The sequence below is a fragment of the Streptomyces tubercidicus genome (genome assembly GCF_027497495.1).
GTDB classification, from domain to species: Bacteria; Actinomycetota; Actinomycetes; order Streptomycetales; family Streptomycetaceae; genus Streptomyces; species Streptomyces tubercidicus.
This window is the reverse complement of sequence record NZ_CP114205.1, coordinates 2896829-2915745: the sequence shown is the minus strand read 5'-3', so window position 1 is coordinate 2915745 and position 18917 is coordinate 2896829. Positions and strand designations below refer to the sequence as shown.

The 18917-nt window shown below is 70.9% G+C and carries 21 protein-coding genes; 16 read left to right on the top strand and 5 right to left on the bottom strand.

Annotated features, from left to right (window positions below):
- Positions 1 to 129: 129 nt before the first annotated feature.
- The 11 genes from cpaB to STRTU_RS12330 all read left to right on the top strand — a co-directional run bounded on the left by cpaB (position 130) and on the right by STRTU_RS12330 (position 8976).
- Positions 130 to 846: a Flp pilus assembly protein CpaB gene (gene cpaB, locus STRTU_RS12380; RefSeq protein WP_174878852.1), complete on the top strand. Its 717-nt coding sequence runs from the start codon at positions 130 to 132 to the stop codon at positions 844 to 846.
- 13 nt (positions 847 to 859) lie between these two features.
- Positions 860 to 2326, top strand: a complete 1467-nt coding sequence (locus STRTU_RS12375) for a CpaE/TadZ family protein (protein WP_246240384.1) — start codon at positions 860 to 862, stop codon at positions 2324 to 2326.
- 3 nt (positions 2327 to 2329) lie between these two features.
- Positions 2330 to 2713: a TadE/TadG family type IV pilus assembly protein gene (locus tag STRTU_RS12370; protein ID WP_246240381.1), complete on the top strand. Its 384-nt coding sequence runs from the start codon at positions 2330 to 2332 to the stop codon at positions 2711 to 2713.
- A complete protein-coding gene (locus STRTU_RS12365) occupies positions 2710 to 3222 on the top strand; it encodes a TadE/TadG family type IV pilus assembly protein (protein ID WP_159743593.1) in 513 nt (170 codons plus the stop codon). The genes STRTU_RS12370 and STRTU_RS12365 overlap by 4 nt, the downstream gene beginning before the upstream one ends.
- Positions 3219 to 4559, top strand: a complete 1341-nt coding sequence (locus tag STRTU_RS12360) for a TadA family conjugal transfer-associated ATPase (RefSeq protein WP_159743592.1) — start codon at positions 3219 to 3221, stop codon at positions 4557 to 4559. The genes STRTU_RS12365 and STRTU_RS12360 overlap by 4 nt, the downstream gene beginning before the upstream one ends.
- Positions 4556 to 5500 (top strand): type II secretion system F family protein, encoded by a 945-nt coding sequence (locus STRTU_RS12355; RefSeq protein WP_159743591.1) that lies wholly within the window; start codon positions 4556 to 4558, stop codon positions 5498 to 5500. Before STRTU_RS12360 ends, STRTU_RS12355 begins: the two co-directional genes overlap by 4 nt.
- A gap of 14 nt (positions 5501 to 5514) precedes the next feature.
- Positions 5515 to 6408: a DUF5936 domain-containing protein gene (locus STRTU_RS12350; RefSeq protein WP_159743590.1), complete on the top strand. Its 894-nt coding sequence runs from the start codon at positions 5515 to 5517 to the stop codon at positions 6406 to 6408.
- 375 nt (positions 6409 to 6783) lie between these two features.
- On the top strand, positions 6784 to 6948 hold the full coding sequence (locus STRTU_RS12345) for a membrane protein (RefSeq protein WP_018089307.1): 165 nt from the start codon (positions 6784 to 6786) through the stop codon (positions 6946 to 6948).
- Positions 6949 to 6965: 17 nt separating this feature from the next.
- A complete protein-coding gene (locus STRTU_RS12340) occupies positions 6966 to 7685 on the top strand; it encodes a pilus assembly protein TadG-related protein (RefSeq protein WP_159743589.1) in 720 nt (239 codons plus the stop codon).
- A 60-nt stretch (positions 7686 to 7745) separates the two neighbouring features.
- Positions 7746 to 8330, top strand: coding sequence for a hypothetical protein (locus STRTU_RS12335; RefSeq protein ID WP_159743588.1), 585 nt, complete (start codon positions 7746 to 7748; stop codon positions 8328 to 8330).
- Between the two features lie 10 nt (positions 8331 to 8340).
- Positions 8341 to 8976, top strand: coding sequence for an OmpA family protein (locus STRTU_RS12330; protein ID WP_159743587.1), 636 nt, complete (start codon positions 8341 to 8343; stop codon positions 8974 to 8976).
- Here STRTU_RS12330 and STRTU_RS12325 read toward each other — a convergent pair.
- Both STRTU_RS12325 and STRTU_RS12320 read right to left on the bottom strand, forming a co-directional pair.
- Positions 8971 to 9516 carry an RDD family protein gene (locus tag STRTU_RS12325; RefSeq protein ID WP_159743586.1) on the bottom strand — a complete coding sequence of 182 codons (546 nt, stop codon included), beginning with the start codon at positions 9514 to 9516 and terminating at the stop codon, positions 8971 to 8973. The two genes, STRTU_RS12330 and STRTU_RS12325, sit on opposite strands and share 6 nt — an antisense overlap.
- 68 nt (positions 9517 to 9584) lie before the next feature.
- On the bottom strand, positions 9585 to 9938 hold the full coding sequence (locus STRTU_RS12320) for a DUF192 domain-containing protein (RefSeq protein ID WP_159743585.1): 354 nt from the start codon (positions 9936 to 9938) through the stop codon (positions 9585 to 9587).
- 76 nt (positions 9939 to 10014) lie between these two features.
- Between STRTU_RS12320 and STRTU_RS12315 the strand changes: the two genes are divergently transcribed.
- Positions 10015 to 10749 carry a prepilin peptidase gene (locus STRTU_RS12315; RefSeq protein WP_159743584.1) on the top strand — a complete coding sequence of 245 codons (735 nt, stop codon included), beginning with the start codon at positions 10015 to 10017 and terminating at the stop codon, positions 10747 to 10749.
- Positions 10750 to 11049: 300 nt separating this feature from the next.
- Here STRTU_RS12315 and mgrA read toward each other — a convergent pair whose 3' ends face one another.
- Positions 11050 to 12081, bottom strand: a complete 1032-nt coding sequence (gene mgrA, locus STRTU_RS12310) for an L-glyceraldehyde 3-phosphate reductase (RefSeq protein ID WP_159743583.1) — start codon at positions 12079 to 12081, stop codon at positions 11050 to 11052.
- Positions 12082 to 12221: 140 nt separating this feature from the next.
- Between mgrA and STRTU_RS12305 the strand changes: the two genes are divergently transcribed.
- The 4 genes from STRTU_RS12305 (at position 12222) to STRTU_RS12290 (ending at position 17653) form a co-directional block, all read left to right on the top strand.
- Positions 12222 to 13001 carry an isoprenyl transferase gene (locus STRTU_RS12305; RefSeq protein ID WP_159746868.1) on the top strand — a complete coding sequence of 260 codons (780 nt, stop codon included), beginning with the start codon at positions 12222 to 12224 and terminating at the stop codon, positions 12999 to 13001.
- Positions 13002 to 13546: 545 nt separating this feature from the next.
- Positions 13547 to 14869 (top strand): PhoH family protein, encoded by a 1323-nt coding sequence (locus tag STRTU_RS12300; protein ID WP_159743582.1) that lies wholly within the window; start codon positions 13547 to 13549, stop codon positions 14867 to 14869.
- A 443-nt stretch (positions 14870 to 15312) separates the two neighbouring features.
- Positions 15313 to 16011, top strand: a complete 699-nt coding sequence (locus tag STRTU_RS12295) for an aggregation-promoting factor C-terminal-like domain-containing protein (protein WP_159743581.1) — start codon at positions 15313 to 15315, stop codon at positions 16009 to 16011.
- Between the two features lie 124 nt (positions 16012 to 16135).
- Complete coding sequence (locus STRTU_RS12290) at positions 16136 to 17653, top strand: AI-2E family transporter (RefSeq protein ID WP_167539135.1); 1518 nt, start codon at positions 16136 to 16138, stop codon at positions 17651 to 17653.
- A gap of 84 nt (positions 17654 to 17737) precedes the next feature.
- Here STRTU_RS12290 and STRTU_RS12285 read toward each other — a convergent pair whose 3' ends face one another.
- Both STRTU_RS12285 and STRTU_RS12280 read right to left on the bottom strand, forming a co-directional pair.
- Positions 17738 to 18271 carry an alkyl hydroperoxide reductase gene (locus STRTU_RS12285; protein ID WP_085926748.1) on the bottom strand — a complete coding sequence of 178 codons (534 nt, stop codon included), beginning with the start codon at positions 18269 to 18271 and terminating at the stop codon, positions 17738 to 17740.
- A gap of 32 nt (positions 18272 to 18303) precedes the next feature.
- Positions 18304 to 18858 carry a peroxiredoxin gene (locus STRTU_RS12280; protein ID WP_086718420.1) on the bottom strand — a complete coding sequence of 185 codons (555 nt, stop codon included), beginning with the start codon at positions 18856 to 18858 and terminating at the stop codon, positions 18304 to 18306.
- Between the last annotated feature and the right edge of the window lie 59 nt (positions 18859 to 18917).

The window sequence follows — 18917 nt, the reverse complement described above, 5'->3', positions numbered from 1 at the left end:
CCCACCCCGCCGGCCTGCCGGACCGGCGTCGGCCGCCCGCCCGGGTGGTCCCGCCCGGCGACCGCCCGCCCCTGATGCCTTGTCCGACCGCCCGCCCCTTCCCCCCGTCCCGATCGAGGTCCCTCCCCCATGAACTCACGCCAGCGCCGCGGAGTGATCCTGCTGCTCCTGTCGGTTCTCTGTGCGGTCGGCGCGTTCGTCGGCGTGCTGTCGGTGATCAAGAACGTCGAGTCCAAGGTCGGCCCGGAGAAGACGGCCTACCGGCTGAAGACCGATGTCGCGGCCTATAAACCCCTGAACCCCGGGCAGTTCGAGAAGGTGCGGATGCCGGAGCGGTGGCTGCCGCCCACCGCCGTGACCGACCTGGACCAGCTCAGTGGCAGGATCGCGGTGACGCCGCTGAAGAAGGGGTCGCTGCTCCAGGACGACATGATTGTCGAGCGGCCCGCGCTGAAGGCCGGGCAGCAGGAGATCGCCATCATGATCGACGCCGCCACCGGGGTGGCCGGCAAGATCAACCCCGGTGCCCGGGTGAACATCTACGCCACGTTCGAGGGCAAGCGTCCCGAGGACAAGCCGGTCTCCCGGGTCATCGTCGCGGGGGCCCAGGTCATCGACGTCGGCAAGCTGACGCCGCTGGAGGCCAAGGACCCGGGCGACACCACCCCCGCCCGGCAGGCCGGTGAGGCCGTCCCGATCACCTTCGCGCTGAACACCCAGGACGCCCAACGGGTCGCCTACGCCGAGTCCTTCGCCTCCCACGTACGGCTCGCCCTGCTCGCCCCCGGCAGCGAGCACGCCATACCGCCCGGCCAGCGCAGCTACACCCTCGACGGCGACAAGTGACCCGGAGCCTCAGGTGACCATCCGCATCCTCCCGGCCATCGGTGACCCCGACGCCGCACGCGCCGTGTCCTCCCTGCTCCACCAGCTGCCGGACGCCGAGCCCGCGCCCACGGTCGCGGACTCCGCAGCGCTGCTCCATGCGCTGGCCGGTGCCGCCGCGCAGGGGGCCGGGGCAGCGGCCCCGGGTGCGGGTGCCCCGCCCGCCGCGGGCCAGCCGTCCGCCGTGGAGGCGCTCCCCGAGGTCGTGCTGGTCCACGAGCGGATCGGGCCGACACCGGCGCTGGAGCTGATCCGTGAGGTGGCGCTGCGCTTCCCCGCCGTCGGCGTCGTGCTGATCACCACGGACGCCGGGCCCGCGCTGTTCTCCGCGGCGATGGATGCCGGGGCCCGTGGCATCGTCGGACTGCCGCTCGGCTACGAGGAGTTGGCCGCCCGGGTGCAGGCCGCCGCTCAGTGGTCGGCGGGTGTACGGGTCCACCTAGGGGGCAACCCGGAGGCGGCTCCCGGGCCGGCCGGCACGCTGGTGACCGTGACGGGCGCCAAGGGCGGGGTCGGCACCACCGTCACCGCCGTCCAGCTGGCGCTGGCGGCGCGGGCCGCGGGCCGCAGCGTCGCGCTGGTGGACCTGGACCTCCAGTCCGGTGATGTGGCCTCCTATCTGGACGTGCAGTTCCGCCGCTCGGTCGTCGATCTGGCGGGCATTCAGGACATCTCCGTACGGGTGCTCCAGGATGCCGTGCACGATCACCACACGGGCCTCGGCCTGCTGCTGGCGCCCGAGGAGGGGGAGCGCGGGGAGGAGGTCGACGACCGGGCGGCCCGGCAGATCATCGGCGCGCTGCGCTCCCGCTACGAAGTGGTGCTGGTCGACTGCGGCTCCCAGATGCAGTCCGCCAATGCCGCGGCCGTCGAACTCGCCGATCTGGCGCTGCTGGTGACCACCCCGGACGTGGTGGCCGTACGGGCCGCCAAACGGCAGGTCAGGCTGTGGGACCGGCTGCAGATCCGTAAGGCGGAGGACACCACGACCGTGGTCAACCGCCTCACCCGGAGCACCGAGATCCAGCCGCCGCTGGTCGCCAAGGCCACCGGCACCCAGGTCGCCCGGACCCATGTGCCGGCCGCCTTCAAGGAACTCCAGCCCTGTGTCGACGCGGGCCGGATGCAGGATCTGGACAACCGGTCCACGGTCAAGCAGGCACTGTGCGCGCTGGCCGGCGAACTCGGCCTGGTCGACGCGCCGTCCGTACGGCAGGGCCGCGGCAGCCACCGGGCCCGCCCCACGCTGACCGGGCGCAAGCGCAAGGCCATAACGCCGGGGGCGGCTCCCGGTTCCGGGGGAATTCCGGGCCAGACATCAGGGGCGGCCTCCGGGGCGGGCCCGGGTGCCGGTGCCCGGTTCGGTGCCCGGCGCGGCTCCGCGGCGGCGTCCGGCGGCCAGGGGCCGTTCGACCCGTCCGGCCCGTACGAGGAGGGCTGAGCGGTGCGGCGCCCGCTGGGCGGCGACGACCGGGGGCAGGTGGCCGTGGAATTCATGGGGCTGCTCCCGCTGATCCTGCTGGTCCTCGCCCTGCTCTGGCAGCTGGTGCTGGTCGGGTACACCTACTCGCTCGCCGCGCACTCCGCCGACCGCGGCGCGCGGGCCGCCACCGCCACCGAGGGCGGCGGCGCGGGCGCCTGCCGTACCGCCGCCGAGGACCAGCTGCCCAGTTCCTGGCGCGCGGGCGCCGCGACCTCCTGCGGAACGGAGTCGGGCCTGTGGAAGGCAACCGTCCGGATCAAGGTCCCGGTGCTCTTCCCGGGCGCGGGCAACTACCCCTGGACGGTCACCGGCTCGGCCGGCGCCGCGAAGGAGGACGCCGGGTGAGTGCCGTACGTCTCCTCAGCCGGCTCCGGCCGTCCGCCCGGCTCCGGCTCCCCAGGCGGCTACGCCTTCCCGCCCGGCTCCGCGGCCCCGGCCGCGACCGGGGCACGGTATCCATCGAATTCCTCGGCTTCCTGCCGATCCTGCTGGTCGTCGGGCTGGCCGTGGTCCAGCTCGGCCTCGCCGCCTTCGCCGTCCAGCAGGCCGGTACGGGAGCCCGCGCCGCGGCCCGTACCGCCTCGATGGACGAGACCGACCACCCGCCCGACCCGCAGGCCGCCGGCCGGGCCGCGATGACCGGCTGGGTCGCCCGCGACGCGCAGGTCTCGGTGGACGGCGGCGGGGGCGACGCGGTCAGCGCGACCGTGCGCGTCACCATCCCCTCGCTGGTGCCCGGCGTCGCCGACTTCGGCACCGCCTCCCGCAGCGCCACCATGCCCCGCCCGCAGGAACCCGGCGCGCTGGGCCTTAGGCCCGCCGCGGCCCCGTACGAAGGAGCACCCCCGCGATGAGCCTGAAAGCCCGGATCGTCGCACCCGAACCGGCCGGTGAGGCGCGCGAGGACAGCCATATGGTGGCCGTCTACCGCGCCAAGCTGCTCGAAGAGATCGACCTCGCCGAGATGTCCTCGCTGGCCGCGGCCGAGCGCCGCTCGCGGCTGGAGCGCGTACTCGGCCACATCATCAGCCGTGAGGGCCCGGTGCTCTCCACCGCCGAACGCGCCCAGCTCATCCGCCGGGTGGTGGACGAGGCGCTGGGCCTCGGCGTGCTGGAGCCGCTGCTGGAGGACGCCTCGATCACCGAGATCATGGTCAACGGCCCGGACCAGGTGTACGTCGAGCGGGCCGGCCGGGTCGAGCTGCTGCCCGTCCGCTTCGCCTCGCACGAGCAGCTGATGCAGACCATCGAACGGATCGTCTCCACCGTCAACCGGCGGGTCGACGAGTCCAATCCGATGGTCGACGCCCGGCTGCCGTCCGGCGAACGCGTCAATGTCATCATCCCGCCGCTCGCGCTGAACGGCGCCACCCTCACCATCCGCCGCTTCCCGCGCGCCTACACCCTCGCCGAACTCATCGGCATGGGCACGCTGGACGAGCAGATGCTGATGCTGCTGGCGGGGCTGGTGCGGGCCAAGTTCAACGTGGTGGTCTCCGGGGCCACGGGTGCGGGCAAGACCACCCTCCTCAACGCGCTGTCCGGGCTGATCCCGGACGGCGAGCGGATCATCACCGTCGAGGACGCCGCCGAACTCCAGCTCCAGCAGAGCCATGTCATCCGGCTGGAGTCCCGGCCGCCCAACGTCGAGGGCAAGGGCCGGATCACCATCCGCGATCTCGTACGCAACTCCCTGCGCATGCGCCCCGACCGCATCATCGTCGGCGAGGTGCGTGGCGGTGAGACCCTCGACATGCTCCAGGCGATGTCGACCGGCCACGACGGCTCGCTGGCGACCGTGCACGCCAACAGCGCCGAGGACGCGCTGATGCGGCTGCAGACCCTGGCCTCCATGTCGGACGTCAAGATCCCCTTCGAGGCGCTGCGGGACCAGATCAACAGCGCCGTCGACTGCCTCGTCCAGCTCACCCGGCACGCCGACGGCTCCCGCCGGATCAGCGAGATCGCCATCCTCGACTCCCGCGGCCACGAGGATTACCGGATCGCCACGGTCTGCCGCTTCGACGCCGAGCCGATGGGCGCCGACCGCATCGTGCACGGCCGGTTCCGCTACTTCCCGCTGCCGCGCCGGGTCGCCGAACGCCTCTTCATGGCGAGCGAGCCCACTCCGCCCGCCTTCGGCGTCGCCACCCACGACGACCAACTCGCCACCCGGAAGGCCACCTCATGACCGGCGGGAACGACCTCGCCCTGCTCGCCATCGGCGCCACCCTGCTGTGCGGGCTGCTCGCGATCGCCGGCGCCCGGACGTACGCGGCCGGGCGCGCCCAGCGGCAGGCCATCGTCGACCGGCTGGCCGACGAGCGCGGACTGCCGGTGTCCGGGCGGCGCCGCTTCCCGTCCGTCGACCGGGCGCTGCGCGGTACCCGCTTCGGACGCCGTCTCGAACTGCGGCTGACCGCCACCGGCCTGGACGTCACCCCCGGCGAGTTCGTCGTCTATCTGCTCGGCGCGGTCCTGGTGCTGTGGCTGCTCGCCCAGGCCACCCTCGCCCCGTTCTTCGGCCCGATCGCCGCGCTGGTCGCCGTCTGGGCGGCGTTCGCCTTCCTCAACTGGCAGCGGCAGAAGCGCATCGAGAGGTTCATCAACCAGCTGCCCGAACTCTCCCGGATCCTCGCCAACGCCACCCAGGCCGGGCTCGCGCTGCGGACCGCGCTGGGCATGGCGGCCGAGGAGCTGGAGGCACCGGCGGGTGAGGAGCTGGCCAAGGTCTCCGACAAGCTTGCCGTCGGTCACTCCGTCGACGAGGCCCTCGGCGAGCTGGCCGAATGCCTGCCGTCCCGCGAACTCGTCGTGCTCGTCACCACGCTGGTGCTCGCCAACCGGGCCGGCGGCACGGTCGTCGGCTCGCTGCGCAACCTCACCAAGACCCTGGAGGAGCGCAAGGAGACCCGCCGGGAGGTCCGCACCCAGCTCTCCCAGGTCGTGGTCACCGCGTATGTCGTCCCGCTGCTCGGCATCGGCACCCTGCTGCTGATGAACCGGATCGCGCCGGGCGCCATCGACCGGATGACCTCCTCCTTCCTCGGCCAGCTCGCGGTCGTGGTGGCCTTCGCCCTCTACGGGCTCGGGTTCTTCTTCATCCGCCGCCTGTCCAAGATCGACGTCTAGGTATCGGTATCGCCATGGCACTCGGAATCCTGCTGGCCCTCGCCTTCGCCCTCTCGGTCGCCGGTATCTGCTGCGGCATCGCGCTCTACCGGCGCGAGGCCCGGCTGCCGCCCGACCTGGCACTGTCCCTGGAGGTCGGCGCGACCCGCACCACGGTGGTCGGTTCGGCGGTGGACCGCACCGGGATGCGCTACGCGCCGCTGGTGCTGCGGCTGATGGGCAACAAGCGCACCGCCCGGGTCCGCCGCCGGATCGACCTGGCGGGCAATCCGGGCGGGCTGACCGTCGACCGGTACGCCGCCCGGCGCGCCGTCTACGGGGCCCTCGGCCTCTTCGGCGCGCTGGTGATGTTTCTGCGCGGCCAGCCGCTGCTCGGTGTGCTGATGGTGCTCTTCGGCCTCTTCTGGACCGAGGTCGGCATCTGGGCCGCCATCCGGCAGCGCAAGGACACCATCGAACGCACCCTTCCGGACTTTCTGGATGTGCTGGCCGTCGTGGTCAGCGCCGGTCTGGGCTTCCGTCAGGCGCTGGACCGGGTCGCGGAGAAGTACGAGGGGCCGTGGGCCGATGAACTCCGGATCACCCTGCGGCAAATGGACATGGGCGTCAGCCGCCGGGCGGCGTTCGAGGAACTGCGCAAACGCAACGACTCCGAACAGGTCGCGCAGTTCGTCACCGCCCTCCAGCAGGGCGAGGAGCTGGGCGCGCCGATCGTCGAGACGCTGATCCAGATCGCCGACGACATGCGCCGGACCGATGCCCAGAACGCCCGGCGCCGGGCCGCCCGCGCGGTCCCCAAGGCCACCATGGTCGTCACCACCTTTATGGTTCCGGCCACGATGATCCTGCTCATCGCCGGATTCTTCCTGGGCTCGGGCACCAACTTCGGCTCACTGATGGGCAGGTGACCGGTGTGACAGTGCCCATCCGCGGCCCCGCCTTCCCGTCAACTCCTTCGCAACAGCAACGAGTTGTGTCACAGTGGGTGGGCAGACAGTTGCGCTCCCACTAAGGTGCGGCAGGATCGTCCGGTCTGTACGGGCAGGGAACGGGGCACGGTCCCGGAGGGGGAGCGGGGGTGGATAGAGTGCGACTGAGTGGCCGAAAGACGACGTTGTGCCTGTCATCCGGGTTCCCGAAAGAGGATTCGGTACGGATTCCCTGTTCCGGGCATGCTGTTCCGGCGTACTTTTCTGGTGTCGTGAGCGCGGCCGAACGCGCCGACACTACGGGGACAGACCAGCCGGACCAGAGCGGTACGGCCGCCCACGGAGGGGAAGACGATGGCGAAGCGGATTTTGGGGAACGACCGGGGACAGACCTCGATCGAGTACCTCGGCATCATCGCGGTGGTCGTGGCGATCGTCCTGGTCCTGTCGACCACGGACTTCGGCAGCCAGATCGCGAACGCCATCGCCAACAAGATCTCCGACGTCGTCGGCATTTAGCCCGCACCGCCATCACCGTGCCGGCCACGACCCCACGCAGCCGCCGGCGCGACGCAGGGCAGGCATTCCCGCTCTATATCGTCGCGGTCGGGGGCCTGCTCTTTCTCGCGCTCGCCTTCTTCGCCGTCGGACAGGCGGCGGCCACCCGCAACGGCGCGCAGACCGCCGCCGACGCGGCCGCCCTCGCCGCCGGCCAGAAATACCGCGACCTGCTGCTCAAGAGCCTGCTCGACGGCCTCCGTGACGGCAGCTATCTCACCGATCCGACGGCCTGGGAGGAGCTGCTGAACGGGCGCGGCACCCCGTCCGAAGCGGCCTGCCAGAGCGCGGACTGGTTCGCCGGACGGAACGGGGCCGAGCTCTCCGGCCCCCGCTGCACCCCCGACTCCTGGCCCACCTCGTTCGCCGTCCAGGTCACCACCCTCAAGACCGTGGGGAATTCGGTCATCCCGAAGACCAGCGGCACCCATGCCTCGGCCGAGGCCAAGTCCGTCGTCGGCCCCCGCTGCACCCTCGACCCCGCCACGGACGACACCGGCGGGACGGACGACAAGGGCGGCAAGGACGGCGGCGGAGGCGCCGACGACGGGGGCAAGGGCGGCAAGCACGACAAGGACGACGACACCCCCGCCCCCGTCGAGATCACCTGCGACGGCAAGCGCTGGACGCTCGACCCCCGCCACCTCCAGGAACTGCCCGAAGCCGCCGACCTGTTCTCCGTACGCCTCGCCCATTGACCGCCCGCACCGACCACCCCCCTTGAGACGACCAGACGACGATCAAAGGAACTGCATCCCATGAGCATTCGGCGCACCACGAAGGCCGCCAGGGGAGCGGTCGCCATGGCGAGCGCGCTCGGCCTTGCGCTCGTCGTGGCCGGCTGTGGTGGTGACAGCGGCGGTGCGAAGGGGACGGACGGCGACAAGCCACCGGCCCGCAGCACCGCCCCCAAGGACAGCGGCCCCGGGGCCCCGGCGGCCGACTCCGACAAGGTGATCGGGGAGATGAAGGGGCCGGACGGTGTGGTGGTCACCTTGCACTCCGTCGTCCGGGACTCCGGCGGCTTCGTCACGGTCAACGGCACGGTCACCAACCGCGGCACCCGCGCCTTCAACGCCATCGACTGGCGCTCCAACGAGACCGAGCTGCGGTCCCGTTCGTCCATCTCCGGGGCGACCCTCGTCGACAAGGCGGGCAAGAAGCGCTATCTGGTGCTGCGCGACACCAACGGCGAATGCCTGTGCACGACCGGCCTCAGCGGACTGATGCCGGGGGCCAGCCGCCCGATCTTCGCGCAGTTCCCGGCGCCGCCCGCCAAGGTGACCGAGGTCGACTTCCAGCTGCCGACCCTGCCGCCGGCCAGCGTGCGGATCACGGACTGAGCGGGCACCGATGACCGCGACCCAGATGCCCCGAGGCCGCCGGGTGCGCCGAGCGCCCCGCAGCGCCGCCACCGCCGCCGCCGCGCTGCTGCTCACCGCGGCGCTGACGGCCCCCGTCGCGCACGCCGATCCGCCGGGCGTGACCGAGAACTCCAGCCCGCCGGTGCACATCGACCCCGGCGACCCCGATCTGCGGATGGTCCAGGGCGCCAAGCTCGCCCCGTCCAAGGTCCTCAACATCAAATCGATCGTCGAGGCGGACGACGGCTCCGAGCGCCGCCAGGACACCAACGACAATGTGACTTTCGCGCTTCAGGCGGAGGTCCTGTTCGACAAGGACAGCGCCGAGCTGTCCTCGGACGCGGTGTCCCGTATCGACACCATCGCCTCGGAGATCAAGAAGCAGAACGCCACCAGCCTGCGGGTCTTCGGCTTCACCGACAATCTGGGCTCGGCGAGCCACGGCCTGGTCCTGTCCAAGAAGCGCGCCAACGCCGTCCAGCAGGAACTGGCCAAGGACCTCGGCTCCTCCGTCAGCTTCCAGATCCGCGGCTACGGCGAGCAGTACCCGATCGCCGACAACTCCACCGAGGAAGGCCGCAAGAAGAACCGCCGGGTGGAGGTCAGCTTCCCGCGCGCCTCATGACCGGGGCACGGCGGCCGCCGGGGCCGGCCGCATACGGCGACGGATGACCACACTGCCCACCACCTTGTCGTGCAGACACCGGCGGAGCCCGTCCCAGAGGCAGGACAGCGGGTCCAGCAGGGAGAGCACCGGCACCACCCACATCCCCAGATGCGCCAGATGCCGCCCCAGGGCGGCCCCGTAGGACAGCGGCCTCCCGTCGGCGAGCCGTACGACGCTCAGCCCGCACAGCAGCTTGCCTGCCGTACCGCCCCAGCGGGCCGTCCACAGCGGTGAGTAGACGAAGAGCAGTGCCAGGGCCACCAGGACCGTGGCGTAAAACGGGGTGTTGTCGCTGCTGCCGCCGAACGTGACGACCAGGCCCGCACCCAGGCTGACCAGGAACAGGACCCCGATGGCCAGCGCCGAATCGATGAGCAGCGCGAGCAGCCGCAGCCCCTGGTTGCCGAGCACCCCCGGAGCCGGACCCTGCGCCGCCGGAGACCCGGGGTACGCGGGCCCCGCCGGAAGTATCTGCTCGGGTGTCGGTGTCACGTTCATGCCGCGCATGTGACCATCCGGGGGCGTACGGCAGCAACTTGACACCGGCAGCGGCCCACCGGCCGCCGTCAGCCGCTGACTTCCACACCCAGCCGCAGCCCGGGGCGCACGCCCCACCGCGCCATCGCCCCCGCCTCCGTCTCCAGGACATGCCGGGCGCGCAGGCGGGGGAGCCCCAGTCGTCCCGGGCGCATGGTCCGTACGGCCAGTACGGTCAAGTCCCGGCTCAGGTAGGCGACATCGATCGCGAAGCGCATCCGGAAGGTGTGCACCCCGCTTGCCGGGGTCAGCAGCAGTGCGCCGTCGATGCCGTCCCGCCCCAACAGCCCGCGTGCGCGGGCGCGGTAGGACGCCGCGATCTCCAACGGAATGCCGCCCTCCGCGCCGTACAGGACTCCCGCACCGTTCTCCCAACGCGCCATGGACAGCGTTCTATCAGCTCCCACCGCTCCGGCTCTTTCCCGGCGAGCGCCGCCGGGCGGCTTCTAGGCTCGACGCGTGCCAGTGATGCTGATGGTTCTCGCCGCCGCCTACGGGGCCGCGGCCGGGCTGCTGCTGCCGCGGCCCGCCCACCGGATGGCCGTCGAGCCCGAGGAGGAGTGGCGGGCGGTCTGTCCCGGGGGGCATGCGATCGCCGGGCCGGGCCGGGGCTGGCTGGGGCGCGGGCACTGCCCGGAGTGCGGGGCGTACGGGCCGGGTGCGCTGCCCACGGCGGCGGCCACCGCGCTGGTCTGCGCGGCGCTGGCGGCGGCCACCGGGCCACGGCCGGAACTCGTCGCCTGGCTGGTGATGACGCCGGTCGCGGTGCTGCTGGCCGCCGTCGACCGGCGGGTCCGGCGCCTGCCGGACGTGCTGACGCTGCCGCTGGCCGCGGCGGGAGCGGTGCTGCTGGGGCTCGGCGGCTGGCTCACGGGGGAGACCGCGGCATGGCGACGGGCCCTGCTGGGCGGCCTGCTGCTGGGCGCGTTCTATCTGGTGCTCTATCTCGCGAACCCGCGGGGGATCGGGCTGGGTGACGTCAAGCTCGCGGTCGGGCTGGGGATCGCCCTGGGGTGGTACGGCTGGCGCACCCTGGTCACGGGCGGCGCGGCGGGGGTGCTGATCGGTGCGCTCTACGGCGCGGGGCTGCTGCTCGTACGGCGCGGGGCGCGGGATACGGCCATGCCGCTGGGGCCCTTCATGATCATCGGGGCGTTCTGCGGGCTGCTCCTGGGCGCCGCCGCGGTGGCCTGATCCGCCCTGTGCCGGAGCCTCCGGTGCCACCCGTCCCGCCCGAGCCACGCCGCCGCGCGCGCCGGTGCACGCAGCACCCCTCCTGCGGGGTTATGGTGGAAACCCCCCCTCGGGCCGGTCCGTATCCCCCCCACGGACCGGCCCGCTTTTTTGTGCCCGCACCGACGGCGCACGCCAGGGCGGCTGGAAAGCGCCCCTCAGGGGGCGCGGGGAACTGCGCGACCAGCCACGACGGCGCCGCAGCCGCCGGACGGAGCCGCAGCTACAGGACGGCACCGCGCGCCGCTCCCCGCGGAGCGCCTACCGCCGCGCCCAGATGTTCACGCCATCCGTCGTCTTCGCGAACTCATCGATCTCGGCCAGCTCCGCCTCCGTGATCGCGGGCGCGTCCAGGGCCGCGATATTGGCCTCCAGCTGGGCGACGCTGCTGGCGCCGATCAGGGCGGAGGTCATCCGCTCGTCGCGCAGCACCCAGCGCAGAGCGAGCTGGGCCAGCGACTGGCCACGGCGGGCGGCGATCTCATTGAGGCCCCGGAGCCGGCGTACGACCTCGTCGGACAGCAGATTCGGGTCCAGCGACTTGCCCTGGGCGGCGCGCGAGCCCTCGGGGATGCCCTGGAGGTATTTGTCCGTCAGCATCCCCTGTGCCAGTGGCGCGAAAGAGATGCAGCCCATGCCCTCCGCCTCCAGGGTGTCCAGCAGCAGATCGTCCTCGGTCCAGCGGTTGATCATGGAGTACGAGGGCTGGTGTATCAGCGCCGGTACGCCCATCGCGCGCAGGATGCCGGCCGCTTCCCTGGTCTGCTCGGCGCTGTACGAGGAAACACCGGCATACAGGGCCTTGCCCTGCTGGACGGCGGACGCCAGCGCGCCCATCGTCTCCTCAAGCGGGGTCTCGGGATCGAAGCGGTGCGAGTAGAAGATATCGACGTAATCGACGCCCATCCGCCGCAGTGAGGCATCCAGCGATGAGAGGAGATATTTCCGCGAACCCCATTCGCCGTAGGGGCCGGGGTGCATCAGATATCCGGCCTTCGTCGACAGAATCATCTCGTTGCGGTAGCCGCGGAAGTCCTGTGCAAAGATCTTTCCGAAGTTCAGCTCGGCGGACCCGGGTGGCGGACCGTAGTTGTTGGCCAGATCGAAGTGGGTCACGCCCAGGTCGAAGGCGCGGCGCAGGATGGCGCGCTGGGAGCTCAGGGTGCGGTCGTCCCCGAAGTTGTGCCAGAGTCCAAGGGAGATTGCGGGGAGTTTGAGTCCGCTGCGACCCGTTCGCCGGTACTTCATCGAGTCGTAGCGGGATTCCGCTGCACGGTAGTCGGTGCCAGTCATGCTCATCTCCCTATCACGTACTTGTGACCGACCTGATTGGGCTGTCGAGACAGCCGAGACGTAAAGTTGCCCACTTGAGGCGACGGGGCGACCGCCATTGGCACGGAGGGGCTGGACCACACATGCTGCGATCTTCCGGGATGCGCATCCCTTATCCGCCTGCACTGCGCAATCTGGTCTATCGGCTGTACGCGCGCAGGGTGGAGGGTCGCCTGGATCACACCCAGGTGCCCAAGCACATCGGCGTCATCCTGGACGGCAACCGGCGCTGGGCGCGGGCCGACGGGCGGACGACCGAACAGGGCCACCAGGCCGGTGCGGCCAAGATCAGTGAGCTGCTCGGCTGGTGCGAGGAGACCGATGTCGAGGTGGTCACGCTGTGGCTGCTGTCGACGGACAACCTCGACCGGCCCGAGGCCGAGCTGAAGCCGCTGCTGGGCATCATCGAGAACACCGTCCGGGATCTGGCCGCCGACGGCCGCTGGCGGGTGCACCACGTCGGCAACCGCGATCTGCTGCCCACCGCGACCCAGCAGGTGCTCAAGGAGTCCGAGCAGACCACCCGCGACAACACCGGCGTGCTGGTGAACGTCGCGATCGGTTACGGCGGCCGGCAGGAGATCGCCGACGCGGTGCGCTCGCTGCTGCTGGACCACGCCGAGCGCGGCACCTCCTTCGAGGAGCTCGCCGAGGTCGTCGACATCGACCTGATCTCCGAGCACCTCTACACCCGCGGCCAGCCCGATCCGGACCTGGTGATCCGTACGAGCGGAGAGCAGCGGCTGTCGGGCTTCATGCTGTGGCAGAGCGCCCATTCGGAGTACTACTTCTGCGAGGTCTTCTGGCCGGCGTTCCGGAAGGTCGACTTCCTGCGCGCGCTGCGTGACTACGCGGCCCGGCACCGGCGCTACGGCTTCTAGACCGGGTCCGACCGGCCCCGGGGCACATCCTCCCGAGAGCCCCTTCCGTTCCGCCAGGCGTGTTACATCCCATACGCTCTCATGCGTCCCGGACATCCCCTGTTGTCACGGTACGTCACCAGGCCCCGCCGGCCCATGCACCTCCGGCGGGGCCTCTTCTGACGCACCATCCCCTCGCGACTCACCCGAATGCCGCAGCCGCTCGGCGATCACGCGTTACCCAAGGTTCACCGTCCGTGCGTCATATGCCATGGCATGGCTACGGAGGTTCGAGGGAATATCCCTTCCAGGTCGGCGTCAGGAACCAGCCATCAGGCGCCGCATCTCAGCGGGCGGCATGGGGCCGCTCGCCCGGGAGGCCCTTTGCACATCACGGAGGTCCGTGCGCACCGCACGGTCGACGCGGAGGGCCGGCGCTCGGCCCGCGCATCGTGGCCCGAGCCCGGTCCGGTCCCGAGGACGCCGCCCCGAAGCGGTGACCCCGGGAGCACACCGCCCCGCGACGCCGTCGCACCCCAACCTCATCCGAGGGGGTTCGTCCATCCGTGGTGAACATCAAGCAGCGCCGTGAGAACGACCGGCGCACTTATGTCCTCGACACCAGTGTCCTGCTGGCAGACCCAGGCGCCATGGCCCGCTTCGACGAGCACGAAGTCGTGCTGCCGGTCGTGGTGGTCACCGAACTGGAGGCCAAGCGGCACCACCCCGAGCTCGGCTACTTCGCCCGGCAGGCGCTGCGCCTGCTGGACGAGTACCGGGTGCAGTTCGGGCGGCTGGACTCGCCCATCCCCATCGGGGATCTGGGCGGGTCACTCCGGGTCGAGCTGAACCACTCCGACCCCGGGATCCTGCCCGCGGGCTTCCGGCTCGGCGACAACGACTCGCGGATCCTCGCGGTGGCGCGCAATCTGCAGGCCGAGGGGTACGACGTCACGGTGGTCTCCAAGGACCTGCCGCTGCGCATCAAGGCGTCCTCGGTCGGGCTGCTGGCCGAGGAGTACCGCGCCGAGCTGGCGATCACCGACTCCGGCTGGACGGGGATGGCCGAACTCACCATCTCCGCCGAACAGGTCGACGATCTCTTCGCCGCCGAGACCGCTCATGTTCCGGAAGTCTCCGAACTTCCGGTGCATACCGGGCTGGTGCTCCAGTCCGAGCGCGGCAAGGCGCTCGGCCGGGTCACCTCGGACGGCGGGGTCCGGCTGGTGCGCGGCGACCGGGAGGTCTTCGGGATCCACGGCCGCAGCGCCGAGCAGCGGATCGCGCTGGACCTGCTGCTGGACCCGGATGTCGGCATCGTCTCGATGGGCGGCCGGGCCGGTACGGGCAAGTCGGCGCTGGCGCTGTGCGCGGGCCTGGAGGCCGTGTTGGAGCGCCGGCAGCACCGCAAGGTGATGGTGTTCCGCCCGCTGTACGCCGTCGGCGGGCAGGAGCTGGGCTATCTGCCGGGCAGCGAGGCGGAGAAGATGAGCCCCTGGGCGCAGGCCGTCTTCGACACACTGTCCGCGGTGACCAGCAAGGACGTCATCGAAGAGGTCGTGGGGCGCGGCATGTTGGAGGTCCTGCCGCTCACCCATATCCGCGGGCGGTCGCTGCATGACGCGTTCGTCATCGTGGACGAGGCCCAGTCGCTGGAGCGGAACGTCCTTTTGACGGTTCTGTCCCGTATCGGCGCCAACTCCCGGGTGGTGCTGACCCATGACGTCGCGCAGCGCGACAACCTCCGGGTCGGGCGGTACGACGGCGTGGTCGCGGTCGTCGAGAAGCTGAAGGGGCATCCGCTGTTCGCCCACGTCACGCTGAACCGCTCGGAGCGCTCGCCGATCGCGGCGCTGGTGACCGAAATGCTGGAGGACGGCCGGATTTGACCGGCGGTGAAGACGGCGCCGCCCGGCGAAGCGAAGGAGCTTAGCCGGGCGGCGTCGTGCTGCGCGTGGATATCCGAAAATAGTTTGCCGTAAACGAGGTGTGAGCTTTCACACCCAGCGGGGAATTGCCTCGCGCCGTCCGGGTCGGGCAGAGTCTGGGTCCTGTCAGGCCCCGCATACGGCAACCCATGCCCCTCAGGGGGTGCCTCCGGTCGAACGAAGGTGAAACCGGAGGGCGTAGCACCAACCAGAAACTTCATAGCGAGTCGCCGTATGCCGCCCGAAGAACCACGCGGACCCCGAGGGGGACGTACCGGGCCAGTGCCTCCCGTGACCAGCCGGACCCATCCGTTCAACCGGGCCCGGAACAAGGGGAGGCCAGCGTCAGGGGCACGATTGCGTCCGCGAGGTCACCTATGCGGGCGACGCTGGAAGGAAAACGTGTGAGCCGGATCTCGGTCCGGGGATTCGCCGTGGCATCCGCCACCGCGGTCACCGCCGTCGGCGCCGTGGTCGGCGTCGCGTCAGGCAACGAGGGCGTCTCGGTCGACGACACCGAGGCGGCCGCTGCCGACGCGACGATCGCTGATATCCCCGCGGGCGCACAGGCACAGGTGCAGACGGCTTCCCTGACGCAGCAGGCGGACGACCAGTCCACCCAGGCGGACGCGGCAGCGCTGAAGTCTGCGCAGGAGTCGGCCCGTAAGGCAGCCGCTGAGACCGCGCAGAACAAGAAGGACGCCGCGGACGAGGCGAAGGCGAAGAAGGAAGCCAAGAAGCGTGAGAAGGAGCAGGTCGCATCCCGCTCCGCCACGCGCGACGCGAGCGACTTCGTCTCCAAGGGCTCCTACAGCATCGCCGAGACGCAGGGCATCGCCCGCCAGATGATGGCGAGCGACCAGTTCCAGTGCTTCAGCAACATCGTGGACCACGAGTCCGGCTGGAACTACAAGGCCACCAACGCGGGCTCGGGCGCCTACGGGCTGGTCCAGGCGCTGCCGGGCTCCAAGATGGCCTCGGCCGGTGCTGACTGGCAGACCAACCCGGCCACCCAGATCAAGTGGGGCCTGAACTACATGAACGACCGTTACGGCAGCCCGTGCGGTGCCTGGTCGTTCTGGCAGGCCAACAGCTGGTACTAGGCCGTAAGCCGCACCACAGCACTTCCGAAACCCCCGAACGCGCCCGCGTCGGGGGTTTCGCGCGTGCAGCACAGGTAACGTCGTGCCGTCAGGTTGTGGCGCGTGGGAGGGGAAGAGGAAGGACATGTCCAGATTGCCTCAGTGGGTCGGTGGCCTCGGCGCCGGTCTGACGCGGCTCTCGCAGCGGCTGGAGGACCAGCGCCGCCGCGCGGAGGCTGCGGCGGCTTCCGCCGGCGACACGGATGAGCTGAGGCGTGCCGGGCACGCGGACGCCCCCGCGGCCGATGGCCCGGCGAACGACGGCCAGGTGGCCGAACATCCGGTGGGTGACCGTCCGGTGGGCACGCTCACCGTCCCCCGTACGCAGCTGCCGACGGCAGGCGACGGGGTGCCGGGGCCCGGGGTGGAGCAGGAGCCCCGGCCGGCCGCGAGCCCCCCGCCGGAGTCGGTGCCCGCACCGCCCGCGTACGCCCCGGCCGTTACGGCCCGCCCCGATCCGGTCGACGCGGTGCCGTGGGGCGTACGCGTCGCCGCGGAGGCGGGCTGGCGGCTGCTGGTACTGGCCGCGACGCTGTGGGTGCTGGCGCGCGCCATCACCACCATCGAACTGGTCGTGCTGGCCTTCATCGCGGCCACGCTGATCACCGCGATGCTCCAGCCCAGCGTGGGCTGGCTGCGCGCCCGCGGGCTGCCGCGCGGCCCGGCGACCGCGCTGACCTTCATCAGCGGGTTCGTGATCATGGGCCTGGTCGGCTGGTTCGTCGTGTGGCAGGTCCAGGACAACATCGACTCGGTCTCCAGCCGCATCCAGGAGGGCATCACCGAGCTCAAGGAATGGCTGCTGAAGAGCCCGTTCCATGTGACCGAGAGTCAGATCAACCACATCGCGACGAATCTGCAGGATGCGGTCGGCGCCAACACCGAGGCGATCACCTCGGCCGGGCTGGAGGGTGTCACCGTCATCCTGGAGGTGTTCACCGGCATCCTGCTCGCGATGTTCACCACGCTCTTCCTGCTCTACGACGGCCGCCGGATCTGGAACTGGCTGCTCAAGCTGGTCCCGAGCGCGGCCCGCGAGGGGGTCGCCGGGGCCGGGCCGCGGGCCTGGCGCACCCTGACCGCCTATGTGCGCGGCACGGTCGTCGTCGCCCTGATCGACGCCATCTTCATCGGCATCGGGCTCTACTTCCTCAATGTGCCGCTGGCCGTCCCGCTCGCCGTCTTCATCTTCCTGTTCGCGTTCATCCCGCTGGTCGGTGCGGTGGTCTCGGGCGCGCTGGCCTGTGTCATCGCGCTGGTCGCCAACGGGGTGTTCACCGCGCTGATGGTGCTGGCGGTGGTGCTGGCCGTCCAGCAGATCGAGGGCCATGTCCTGCAGCCGTTCATCCTGGGCCGGGCGGTCCGGGTGCATCCGCTGGCGGTGATCCTCTCGGTGGCCGCCGGCGGGCTGATCGCGGGCATCGGCGGGGCGGTCGTCGCGGTGCCCCTGGTGGCGGTCACCAACACGGTGGTCGGCTACCTCCGTTCGTACTCCAGGGAGCAGGCGCTGCGGATGTCGGTGGCCCCGCGCGGCGCCACCGCGATCAGCGTGGCCCCCACGCCGCCCCCGGCGCCCCGCCCGGCCGAGGGGCCCCGCGAGTAGCCCCGGCGCCCGCCGGACGCACAGAACCCCCGCAGACACCAGGTCTGCGGGGGTTCTGTGCTGCGGGGGTCCGCGGGTACCGAATTACTCGGCGAGCGCGGCTTCGGCGTCGAGGGTGGCGCCGACGGCCTGCAGGACGGACGCGATCTTGACGGCCTCCTGGATCGTCTCGCGGTCCACACCGGCCTTGCGGAGCACCTGCTCATGCGAGTCCAGGCACATACCGCAGCCGTTGATGGCCGAGACGGCCAGCGACCACAGCTCGAAGTCGACCTTGTCCACGCCCGGGTTGCCGATGACGTTCATCCGCAGACCGGCGCGCAGGTTGCCGTACTCCGGGTCCGACAGCAGGTGCCGGGTCCGGTAGAAGACGTTGTTCATCGCCATGATGGCCGCGGCCGACTTGGCGGCGCCGTACGCCTCGGCGGAGAGGTTGGCCTTCGCCTCCGGCTCCAGCTCGCGCAGCACCTTCGGCGAGCGCGAGGCGATCGCGCAGGCCAGCACGGTGCCCCAGAGCTGCTGCTGCGGCAGGTCACTGTTGCCGATGACCGAGCCGAGGTTCAGCTTGAGGTCCTTGGCGTAGTCCGGGACCGCGGACTTCAGTTCGTCGAGAGCCATGTCAGATCAGCCTCCAGTTCGCTAGCGGAGTGTCACTCGCCCGAGAGCAGCGCGACCGGGTCGAGGGTGTCGTCGCCCTTGGACCAGTTGCAGGGGCACAGCTCGTCGGTCTGCAGGGCGTCCAGGACCCGCAGGACCTCCTTGGGGTTACGGCCGACGGAGCCGGCGGTCACCATGGTGAACTGGATCTCGTTGTTCTGGTCGACGATGAAGACGGCGCGCTGCGCGAAGCCGTCCTCGCCCTCGATGCCCAGGTCGCGCATGAGCTCGTGCTTCGAGTCGGCGAGCATGGGGAAGGGCAGGTCGGTCAGGTCCGGGTGGTCCTTGCGCCAGGCGTGGTGCACGAACTCGGAGTCGCCGGAGAAGCCGAGGATCTGGGCGTCACGGTCGGCGAACTCGTCGTTCAGCTTGCCGAAGGCGGCGATCTCGGTCGGGCACACGAAGGTGAAGTCCTTGGGCCACGCGAAGACGATCTTCCACTTGCCCTCGTAGGTCTTGTGGTTGATCTGCTCGAACTCCGCGCCCTTCTCCAGCGAGACGCAGGCGGTCAGGTCGAACTCGGGGAACTTGTCACCGACAGTGAGCACGTACTCTCCTTGTTGCGCAGAAAGTCCTTTTTGGGGACTCTCCTTGAGGCTTGGACGGC